Source organism: Pseudomonas putida, assembly GCF_050990305.1.
GTDB classification, from domain to species: domain Bacteria; phylum Pseudomonadota; class Gammaproteobacteria; order Pseudomonadales; family Pseudomonadaceae; genus Aquipseudomonas; species Aquipseudomonas putida_AH.
Map to the genome: position 1 here is coordinate 808,530 of NZ_CP158817.1, position 10,394 is coordinate 818,923.

The following is a 10,394-nucleotide window of genomic DNA, read 5'->3' on the forward strand; positions in this document are numbered from 1 at the left end:
TCGCAATGAAAAGCAAAAAGAATTTCGAAGTAAAGCTGGAAGAGCATTTCCTGGCTGGAGCTCCCGCCATCTATATCCAGTCTGCAGAAGAGGCCCGTGTCGACCAATTGCTGGTCCGACTTCAGGATAAACTCGGGCTAAAGCGCATCCACGAATGGAACCTTGGACATGGCTGGGTCGACTTCGATAACAAGCGACCGTTGAGTAACCTTGAGTCTGGAAAAACCGAGCTGGAGCATTCGCTGCTGGCGTTGCTGGACGCGGATTTGGAGCAGTCACTGATCTTGATCAAGGGCGCTCGGCTCGCCTTGGAACACAACACGCTCGCGATCGCCCGTCTCAAGCAATTGCTAAACCTGATCGAGCGTCATCACGCTGGCGAATGCTCGGTCATTCTGGTTTCGGAGGCTGTTTGCATCCCAGCTTCGATCGAGGCCCAGGTCACCCTGCTATCTCTGCCTCTTCCAGATCGTGAGGAAATTAAGGTCTTGCTGGCCCAGGCCAAAGCCAGCGGACGACTAATCGTGCCGGAGAGTCTGAATGACCGGGTGGTTTCAGGGCTCAGTGGACTGACCGCGAGCGAAATCGGCCAGTTACTGAGGATGATGGGGAGGCAGGTCGCGACGCTGGATGAAAATGCGTTGAAGATAATTCTCCATGAGAAGGAGCAAATCATCGCCAAGAGCGGGGTGCTGGAGATGGTCCCCAGCGTCGTGGAGCTGGGCGACATCGGCGGCCTAGAGAACCTGAAACATTGGCTGGAGCAGCGCGCTACCATCATCCGTCGGCTGGACGAGGCCGCTCAGCGTGGAGTCAAGGCGCCTAAGGGGGTGCTGATTGCTGGTATGCCTGGTTGCGGTAAGTCGTTGACGGCCAAGGTCGCTGCCAATCTGTTCCAGTTGCCCCTGTTGCGTCTGGATATCGGCTCGCTGCTGGGCAAGTATGTCGGCGAAAGCGAGCACAATATGCGTCGCGCCCTGAGTATGGCCGAGACTGTTAGCCCCTGCATTCTCTGGGTTGATGAGCTGGAAAAGGCTTTCGTTGGCATGGGCGGTGGTAATGCTTCGGAAGTGACTGCGCGCCTATTGGGCTACTTCCTGACCTGGATGCAGGAAAAAACCGGAGCGGTTTTCGTTATCGCCACTGCCAATGACATCAGCGCATTGCCGCCGGAGCTTCTGCGCAAAGGGCGTTTCGACGAGATCTTTTATGTGGGCTTTCCCAACGCTGTGGAGCGGGAAAGCATCCTGAAGATTCATTTGGGCAAGTCCCGCCAAAAGGTTGCCGATTTTGATATTCCGACGCTTGTAAAGAAGTGCCGCGATTACTGCGGTGCCGACATCGAGAATGCGGTCAACGAAGCCTTGGCCAACGCGTTTATTAGCGACAGCGTGTTGACTCAGGAACTGTTGGAAGAGGCAATTCAATCCACCATTCCTCTGCGTGAAACCCTGCGCGATCAGGTCGGCAAGTACGAGGAGTTGTTTGAAAAGCTCAAGTTGCGCCCGGCATCTGAGTACCAGGGGCTCAGTGTCGCACAGATGATCAAGATGGCTGCCGACCCTAACCATGTGAAACGTGAGGAAGTCGCGAGTAACCCTGATTGTCCGGATGATCAGTTAGAGAAGCTGGCAATGGATTCGCAGCGTACTGTGATCAAGGCCGTTTACGATAACCCGCGATGTCCGGAGCGCTTGTTGTCGATTCGCATCAATATTCCCCAGAACAGCCCACAGTACGATCTGGAGCTGCTAGAGCTGGCTTGCTTGAACGGCAATGCGCCGGAAGATTTGCTGATTCGCCAGATCAATGACGGCACTCTTGCCAAAGACCTACGCACCAAGCTGGCAAGCAGGGTGAAAGGCATAACTCTTCAGCAGAAGCTGACAGCGGATAGCGAGGCGGGTGTCCGTCGAACTCTTTCCACCAGAAATGATTTGAACGGAGCGCTCCAAACGGCACTCGCTAACGACAGCGATGTGGTTGTGCGCAAGAACTTGGCAAACAACAGAACACTATCCGACGGTGCCGCTGAGCAGCTGGTAGAGGATGAGCACGCCGAAGTAAGAGCCACGCTGGCTCGTAACCCGATACTGAGTGAAATCCTGCTGCTCCAACTGGCTTTAGATAAAGACGTTTCGGTTGGCGCTGCTCTGATCTCGAACCCCTCACTTACAAGCAGTGTAAAATCTCAACTCCTTGAGAATGGCGGAATCAGTATCAAGCAGGCATTCGCCAGGCGTCCAGAGTTGACAGAGAGCGAACAGTTACTGCTATTGGAAAATGCTGATACGGCATTGAAAATAATCCTTACCGTACATCAAAAACTTTCGAAGGAAGTCCAGGTGAGGCTCGCCAATGATCCGGAGCAGAGTGTAAGAGTAAATTTGGCCAACAACCCAGGCTTGACAAAAGAGACTCAGGAGCTATTGGTGGAAGGCGGGGATTATGGCGTCAAGGAGGCCTTGCTGAAAAATCCTGGACTGCTCCTGGATAAGAGTAAAGTTCAGCCAAGATCTTTTTTTGATCTTATTAAAGAGCACAACAATGTAGTCGTTAAAAACTTAACGAAATGTTAGAGATGTTTTTTGGACGGGTGGCATTGATCTAAAATTAAATTAAAAGTTACGCTGCAGGGCGCCTTGAGGTCCCTGCAGGCAGGTGATCAACCAAGAAACATTTTGAGTAAAATGGCAGAGGTTCCAACGCCTGTCAGCAGAAACAGTCCTAACAGGGTTTTAAACCTAAAGCGTTGTTCCTGTAGCGCCCGCTGGAAGTCTTCACGCTCGACGTACAGCATTCCTTTCACACTCTCCAGTTCCTCCGACACGTTGGCGACGGTCTTGCTGTACTCCTCTTGTTGAGTATTCAGAAGTACAGTCATGGCTTTGAATGACGTGGCACTGTGGTGAAGTTGCGTCTGCATCAACTTCGTCAGACGCTCTTCACTGGACATGAGCCCTGCATCGAGGTTGTTCAGCAACGGCTCAATACCCTCCAGCCGCAGTTGGGTACTCTGTGCCGCCTGGGTGAGGTCGTTGCCGATTTTCGTAACCGCTGAGCGCACCTTGTCCACCGCGTCCCCAAGGTCATCATTGGTCGTTGTGAAGCCCGTATCGATCTGTCGCCGAAGACCGCCTCCCTGAGTTTTTATATCGCTTTTTAACTGGTCGAGGTTGTCACCTGCTATACGCCGGGCCTCTTCAACCAACGGTTGGTTTATCAGATCGTCGAGCAAGCGACCAAGCTCTTCACGCGCCTGCTGGATCTCGGGTTCAAGGGTTGCACGGTCCATCACTTTTCATCTCCTTTAAGCATCTTGTCGAGCTCGTTCGGCAACAAAAGCCCATAAAAGGCATCACACAGCTGCTCGACACTGTTCTTGGGCCGGGCAACCGCACCGCGCACGGTGCTGAGCTCAGTCCTGAATGCTTCGAAGATGTACTGTTTGAATTTTTGAGCGTGCACCAGGCCTTGTTCCATCCGCTCATTGAAGAGCGCATGTTGCTGCTCGGCGTTGAGCAATTGCGCTTCGGCCTCCTTCAGCTTGAGCTCATGGCGCTGCGCTTCCAATTTCATTGCCTTGAGCATCGTTTCACTGCTACGCGTTTGCTGGACGGCGCGAGCCAGTGTTGTCCTGAGTAGTTTTCCCAGCACCTGGTCAGCCTCCTGGGCATAGGTGCAACACACGATGCCGGCCTGGTTCCGGAGGACCGAGGCATCGGTCTGGAAGTTGCTGCTCAGCAAGTAACTGTCGGTCCAGTATCCGTCGAGCCGGTCCTCGATCATGCGCAATGCTGCGGTGGAGGGAGGGCTTACATCGCCCACATCGAGATTGGCTGAGGAGTACCTCAACCCATCCCAGAGATCGCTCCAAAGGCGGCGAATACGGAGCCGGAACTCATTCAGTGCGTTCTGAAGCACGGGCACGGTTTCACCGCTATCGAGTTTGATATAGGCGGTAAAGTACCGCTTCAGTCGTTGTGCATAGACGCCTCGATTGAAATGCCTCAGACGCTGCTCATGGCGACGGCGCAGCAGTTCCATGCCCAGGTGCTCGCCTATTGCATCGTTCAACTGCGATTCGGCTTCCCCCATACGCTGTTGCGCCTTGGTAATCGCCTGTTCCAGAGCAGGTCGCTGGCTCTCGAATGCGTCGTTGTGGCGCTGGACCTTTGCCTCGATGAACTCCCCCACCCGAAAGGCAGACCACAATCGAGCGTACGGGCTGGCCGCGTCCGTAATGCTGGCCAGCAATTCACGGCGTAATGCCTCGATGACGCTACTCGCGCGCTCGTAATAAGCTTGCGAATGGTTGCGCATGTTCTCCAGAGAATCACCAAACTCCAGCGGATAAATATGCTTGAGCATCTCCGAGGGGGGCTTTTCATCGTGGGTGCACATTTCATCGTAAAGGTGCTGCTGAACGTCGCGGGCCGTAAGGGGGCTCGCGTCCTGGGCCTTGCCGAACCAGGTCTGGAAACTTGCCGGAGAAAAGGTATAGGTCAATACCACGCGAAACCGGCTGGGTTGCAGCATCCAATCGTTGAGTGCCTCAAAATCGAGGGCACGAGGATGAAGAAAGCCGAGGTTGTCCGCCCGCCCCACTAACAGGATCAAGTCAGCCGAGGCGACATATCGCTCGGCGATTCGCCTGACGGCCTGTTGTTCGTGCTCGTTGATCGCATTGATCCCCGGAATATCGATCAGCCGCAGATCCAGGCTGAGCGCCCCCTCTCCTTCATTTTGGAAAAACATGCCCGGAATACGGACATTCAGGAGGGGCGAGGAATGAGCGCTCCCATTCATGACCTGCTCGCGAATTTCACCGAAGCGCTCGGCGGCCTGGTCATTGCTCAAGCCCGTCGCGTCCTCCCCCAAATACCAAAGATCGTCAGGGGAGCGTCCATAGCGAATAGGAGCGGCGGTAGACGATTTACCCAGCCGTTGCCCGCCCCGCAATACCTCGGAGACCGCCGGCAACGTCTCCTTGCGAATGCCGAGCAGATCGAGAATCAACGTGGTCTTGCCAACCTGAGTCGTGCCGTAGACCACCACGGTAATATGCTCTGAGCGGGTGAAATCCCCGACCAGCTCAGGGTCCACCTCGGCGACGAAGCGGTCATAGGCGTGCTGGGCCCAATCGTTGCGTTGGCGAAACTTTTGCGTCCAGATATCAGCCACGGTCCAGCGCCTTGATCACGTTGGTGCGGGCCACGTCCATGCGGTGCAAGTTGCGCGTCAACGAATCGTGCGTCGTCAACTCACCCCCCAGGCCATAAGCCAGTCGCAGGTTCCTGGTCATCCGGTCGTCGAGGTTTTCCATCAGGTCATCGTAGAGTTCGAGGCTTTTCTGGATGTGCGATTCGGCAAAGTGCATCAGGCTTTCCCGAATAAAACCTTTTTTCGCGGCGTCGTACGCCTGAACCTGATTGGCCGTTTTGTAAGCGATGAAGCCAACCGCGATGGCTCCCGCAGCCGCCATCGAGAGCGTACCGCCCAGCCCAGTCGCCGCGCCCCCACCGGTAAGGGTGTTCAAGACATCGAATTGCCCATCAATGACAACGTCTACCGCCATGATGGCGGCAATGGACTTGAGCAGCGGACCGAAGGTTTTTTGAGCCTGTGGCAGCTCGGTTTCGATTTCCGTTCGCAGTGCGTTGAAGTCGAAATTCGCCAACTCTTTGTTGAGCAATTCGGGCTTACGCAGCGCAATTGCCTGAGTAATCCGAACGTATTCCATCGTCATCGCGGGCAGTTGGCGCAGGACCTCTTCCAGCTGCTCACTCTGCAACAGTTGCGGGGTGAGGTCTTTCTCGTCTTTCAGGTTTTGCCCCATTAACAAGCGCAGATCCTGGCGAAGTGCGAGGAGCTTATCGTCGGGAATTTGCTCCCTGGTTGTCCCATGACCGATCAGGTTTTGCAGTGGCTGTTGTGTCAGTGCCAGCGTCCCTTCTGTAGGCGGTTCGATATCAAGTTCCTTGCGAGACATATCGGTGATGGCGCGATAGTCACTGATCAAAGGTGACTGGCCTTGATCGTCCGCGCCGTTCCAGCAGTCGACTATGCGCTTGTGAAAGCGCTGTTCATGTTCACCCGACTGGAACGTCAGAAAATTACCGGCCTGACGCAGCTTGGCTGTCAGGTTTTCCTCTTCTTCGATGTATTTGTCTGTCGCCATGCCGATGGCGTGGCCGGCATAGCCGATCATGTTGTTTCGCAGTTCCTTCGCGTACCCGCGCCGATAGCGATCGGACGCTTTGCGGAATGCGGAACGAACTTTCTCAACCTGGCGCTCCTTCAGGTGCTCGCTGATACCTTCGCCCGCCGCTTCCTCGCGAAGCGCTGCAGAAACGTTGTCCAGTTCATCATTGATGATGCGTTCCAACTCTTCGATCCGAACGGTCTCCGAGCCCGCCGAAGACAAGGCGTACTTGCCGACAACATCCATGATGTTGCGGGTCCATTTCCTCCGATAATCCTCATCTCCCACGCCCGTGCAGATGATTCGATCCAGTTCGTGTCCAGGGACTTCGAACACATCGGCAACCGTTGCAGTAAGGTCCTCAATCTGCTGGTTTTCCAAGGCTTCTGTTTTGGTTACGGCAATGACGGGCTTACGGTCGGGGAAATACCGGGATTTGAGATCAGCCAGAATCTTGACCTGGGCGTTATCGGCAATTCGAGTGCGGTCGGTAACCAGTACGCTACCAAGCGAGTGGATCAACGTGTGGCGCATCAACCCCTGCCATTCGGCGTTGTCGCGGTTGAGCATTTCGTAACCCGGTAACAGAACAAGCCCGAAACTCTGAGCCGAAAAATATTGTTTCGGTACATAAAGTTTGGTGAACAGATAATCGTCGTTGACGTCGTAAGCGCTGATGATTCGGCGGAAGGACGCCTTGTCGAGTGTCTCTTCCTCACTGCCATCAGGACCTGGCTTGTAACGCACGCCGACGGCATAAGGTTCGGCACAGTCTTTCTCAAGGATAAAAACCGGTACTCGCTCACCACGGCCCTGGTTATCAACCAACCACTCGTGTTCACCGTTGAGGTTATAGAGTTCCCTGACCAGGCGCGTCTTGCCCGCACTCTGGCTACCGGCAACGCAGATGTAATAAAGGGACGAAAGTTCGCGCGTAATCCGCAATTTGCGCAACACGGACTTCAACGTGGCACGGTGGGCGGAACGGCTATCGAGCCCGGCCACTACATCCAGGACGCCGGCCACGGCGTGTTCAAGATTCTTGATCAGATCAGGGGTCACTTCATCATCCTTTTTGGGTTGACCGACGATGCCTTTCAGGCGAGTCGGAAGGTTATCGGCTGGTCACTAATGAGCTTTAAGTTCTGCGCATGTAATCGTGGCAAACACCCGTGCACGAAAACCTGCGTCCCCACATGTATCAGCACACCCACCAAGACACCCATGATCCGTATGCTTATCTGAAAGACGTCCTGACTCGTCTGCCGACGCAACGGGCGAGTGAGATTACGGAATTGCTTCCGTACAAGTGGGCGCTCGTTTAACTACGCAAGGGGTGTTTGGCGGACGCTTACAGCGATACGAACTTGCACATCAAACCAACGATCGGATCGTCCAGTGGCGAGACGCTCCGGCAAATGGCGCTGGCTGGTCTTGGCATCGTCTGCCTTTCGGACATTATGACGCTTGAGGACCGTGGGAGTGGGCGGCTAGTGCAGTTACTCCCCAAGGAGACGTTCGATGTGCACCAGGTAATCAATGCGGTGTACTACCACAACACGACGCTGGCATCGCGCATCACCTGCTTCGTTGACCATGTGACGGACATGCTGGGCAGGCAGCCGTTTGATGAATGAAAAATCGCCTTGTCACCGATTCAGTGTCATCGAGCGACGTTGATCCCACTCCTGGGTTCAGGAAATGGAGCTGAAGCAACGCCGAGCCCCCAGAATCCTGGTGACGACTCGGATTTCTGAATTTAGTGGATTAATACTGTCGCAACTTGCAACCCATGGGGGGCTCGAATTTCGGTTAGGTTTGCTCTCAAACCCGATAACCCAGTGCGATGAATGCCATGATCACCACTGCCCAGCAGTATTCCATGAGATCGCACAAGCACTTGGGGGCAATGCGGATTGAGCCATTGTGTCGACCGATCGCTGCCCTCTGTCAGCGTATTGGCACGACTTTTCGGTCTCTATCTTCTTTGATAGCTGCCACCGACAGGCTGCCAGTTGCCGCCTCTTGGATGTGCTCACTCCACCAGGCCATCATCGGGCGTCTGCGCTCAATGTAGTCGGCTCGGTTGTAGGCGCTGCGCACCTCATCTTTATCGACGTGGGCTAGCGCGACCTCGATTAACTCAGGATCCCAACCGCGCTCATTAAGGATGGTACTCGCCATTGAGCGCATGCCATGACTTACTAGACGCCCTTCGAAGCCCATGCGCTTCAGCGCCATGTTGGCTGTCTGGCTGTTGCAGTGGGTGCGAGGGTTCCGGTCTGCAGGGAAGACGTACTCCCGGTGTCCACTGTAGGGCTTGATTGCTTCCAAGAGCGCCAAAGCTTGTTCCGTAAGCGGAATGATGTGCATCCGACGTTTCTTCATGCGCTCAGCCGGTATCGTCCAGATCTTCTTCTCGAAGTCGATATCTGCCCAGCGCGATGTGGCCGCCTCGGCTGGCCGAGTCATGGTGTGAAGTTGCCACTCAATCAGGCAGCGCGTAGTTCTTTTTATGCTGGCATTAGCAATTGCCAGCATGAGCTCTTTCAGCTCGTCGGGCGCCAGGGCGGCCATATTTTTCTTTTTGGGCTTTTTGAAGACGGCGCGGATTCCACTGAGTGGATTCGCGTGAATTAATCCCGAGTTGACACCATAGGTCATGATTTCATTGAGGCGTTGGGTCAAGCGCTTAACAGTTTCAAGACTGCCCTTCGTCTCAAGGGGGCGAAGCAAATTTATGACTTTTGGGGCGGTGATAGCAGAGATCGGGGTGGCGGCCAGATCAGGGAAAACGTGCAGCGTGAGAGAGCGCCAAATATCTTCGGCGTACGCTGGGGTCACTGAGTCCTTTTTGAGCTCGAACCACGCTGCCGAGATATTTTCGAAAGTGTGTTCCGTGGCTGCTTTTTTCGCGTGCCGCTCGGCGTCGCGTTTCTCTTTAGGGTCCAGCCCCTGGGCGACGAGCTCTCTCGCTTCCACGGTTTTCTTGCGTGCTTGAGCCAGGCTTACCTCAGGAAAGGTGCCCAATCCCATGTTTATCCGCTTTTTCGTCACTGGTTGGATGTAGTTGAAATTCCATAGCTTTGAGCCATTGATTCTCACTCGCATCTGAAGGCCGTTGCCATCGGTGAGTATGTAGTCCTTTTCCTTTGGCTTCGCGGCTTTGACTTTTACGTCTGAAAGGCGCGTGGCTTGGGCCCCCATGGTGTATTCCAGTGCTGTTTATGTATTCCAAAAAATAGCAGGTGAGGGCTTGGAATACCACTTGGAATACACGAAATCGTAGATGGTCACGGATGCTGGTGGACGCTCGCGGACTCTAAGCCCCTGTATTCACTGGATTTCAGGCACAAAAAAAGACGTCCGTGGACGTCTTTAGATGTTAATTTGGTGGAGCCGGGGGGATTTGAACCCCCGTCCGCCAGTACTCCGCTGTCGGTACTACATGCGTAGCCGTGTCTATTAAGTTAACCCTCAGCGACCCGACGGGCAGGGTGCTTTGGGCGAGTTGTGTAAGTTTTAGCCGCTTCGTCCACAACGTACTGCACGGCGATTCTGTTCTATATGACAATCATTTCGGGTTTACAGACATCCCCTGATGATTGCTGGACCCGAAGGTACCAGGAGTGCATGTCAGCTGCAATTAAGCAGCGAGAGCAGCACCGTATTGGTCGTCATTGGCAACTATAAGAAGTTGCAACAGTGGATTTACGAGTTCTGTTACCAACTCGGCATGCACCTAAAGTTTCGCGACCGGCGTCGAATCCTAAACGGCCCCGAACTCATTGCTCGCAAATCTTGATGAGCAACAAGCCTGTACAGTCTACGTCAATGTGACCCGGAAGGCCAACCCGAAGGTTGGCCTTGAGCGCAGAGTTACTTTCCCCCTTTGCTCGCGTTCTTGAGGTCCTGAATCGTTTGGTTGGTCTCGGCAATGCAATCATCAGTGCCTTCTTTGGTGCCTTTTGCATGGTCGGCCTTGGCTTTCTCGACGGAGGCCATTACCTGGTCAGCCATTTCCGGAGGAATCTGTGCCTTGCCGTTTTCGATGGTTTTCAGGTTGATCGTGCAAAGATCGTCAGCGGCAAACGAAGGGGAAGCCATTATGGAAGCAGTAACGAACAGACCTAACAGCACAGAACGTTTCATGTGTATCTCCTTGAACTGAGGGCCAGGCATCGCTGGT

7 protein-coding genes, 1 other RNA gene and 1 pseudogene are annotated in these 10,394 nt (G+C 54.4%); 3 read left to right on the forward strand and 6 right to left on the reverse strand.

Going from position 1 to position 10,394, the window contains the following annotated elements; all coding sequences use genetic code 11:
* Window positions 1-5 precede the first annotated feature (5 nt).
* Window positions 6-2,579, forward strand: a complete 2,574-nt coding sequence (locus tag ABTV22_RS03605; protein WP_433738599.1) for an AAA family ATPase — start codon at window positions 6-8, stop codon at window positions 2,577-2,579.
* Window positions 2,580-2,665: 86 nt separating this feature from the next.
* On the opposite strand, the gene ABTV22_RS03610 is transcribed toward ABTV22_RS03605, so the two are convergent.
* From ABTV22_RS03610 to ABTV22_RS03620, 3 genes are read right to left on the reverse strand one after another with little or no spacing between them, the layout of a single operon-like run.
* Entirely contained in the window at window positions 2,666-3,295 is a 630-nt protein-coding gene (locus ABTV22_RS03610; RefSeq protein WP_433738600.1) for a hypothetical protein, read from the reverse strand.
* On the reverse strand, window positions 3,295-5,184 hold the full coding sequence (locus ABTV22_RS03615) for a dynamin family protein (protein WP_433738601.1): 1,890 nt from the start codon (window positions 5,182-5,184) through the stop codon (window positions 3,295-3,297). The genes ABTV22_RS03610 and ABTV22_RS03615 overlap by 1 nt, the downstream gene beginning before the upstream one ends.
* Window positions 5,177-7,231, reverse strand: coding sequence for a hypothetical protein (locus ABTV22_RS03620; protein WP_433738602.1), 2,055 nt, complete (start codon window positions 7,229-7,231; stop codon window positions 5,177-5,179). Before ABTV22_RS03620 ends, ABTV22_RS03615 begins: the two co-directional genes overlap by 8 nt.
* Before the next feature lie 194 nt (window positions 7,232-7,425).
* Here ABTV22_RS03620 and ABTV22_RS03625 point away from each other — a divergent pair.
* Window positions 7,426-7,530, forward strand: a pseudogene (locus tag ABTV22_RS03625) (transposase domain-containing protein); the annotation flags it as partial.
* Between the two features lie 42 nt (window positions 7,531-7,572).
* Complete coding sequence (locus tag ABTV22_RS03630) at window positions 7,573-7,842, forward strand: LysR substrate-binding domain-containing protein (protein ID WP_433738603.1); 270 nt, start codon at window positions 7,573-7,575, stop codon at window positions 7,840-7,842.
* A gap of 313 nt (window positions 7,843-8,155) precedes the next feature.
* Here ABTV22_RS03630 and ABTV22_RS03635 read toward each other — a convergent pair whose 3' ends face one another.
* The 3 genes from ABTV22_RS03635 to ABTV22_RS03645 form a co-directional block, all read right to left on the reverse strand.
* A complete protein-coding gene (locus ABTV22_RS03635; protein ID WP_433738604.1) occupies window positions 8,156-9,412 on the reverse strand; it encodes an integrase domain-containing protein in 1,257 nt (418 codons plus the stop codon).
* Between the two features lie 184 nt (window positions 9,413-9,596).
* Window positions 9,597-9,986, reverse strand: a transfer-messenger RNA (tmRNA) gene (gene ssrA / locus ABTV22_RS03640).
* Between the two features lie 98 nt (window positions 9,987-10,084).
* Window positions 10,085-10,357, reverse strand: a complete 273-nt coding sequence (locus ABTV22_RS03645; RefSeq protein WP_433738605.1) for a hypothetical protein — start codon at window positions 10,355-10,357, stop codon at window positions 10,085-10,087.
* Window positions 10,358-10,394: the final 37 nt, after the last annotated feature.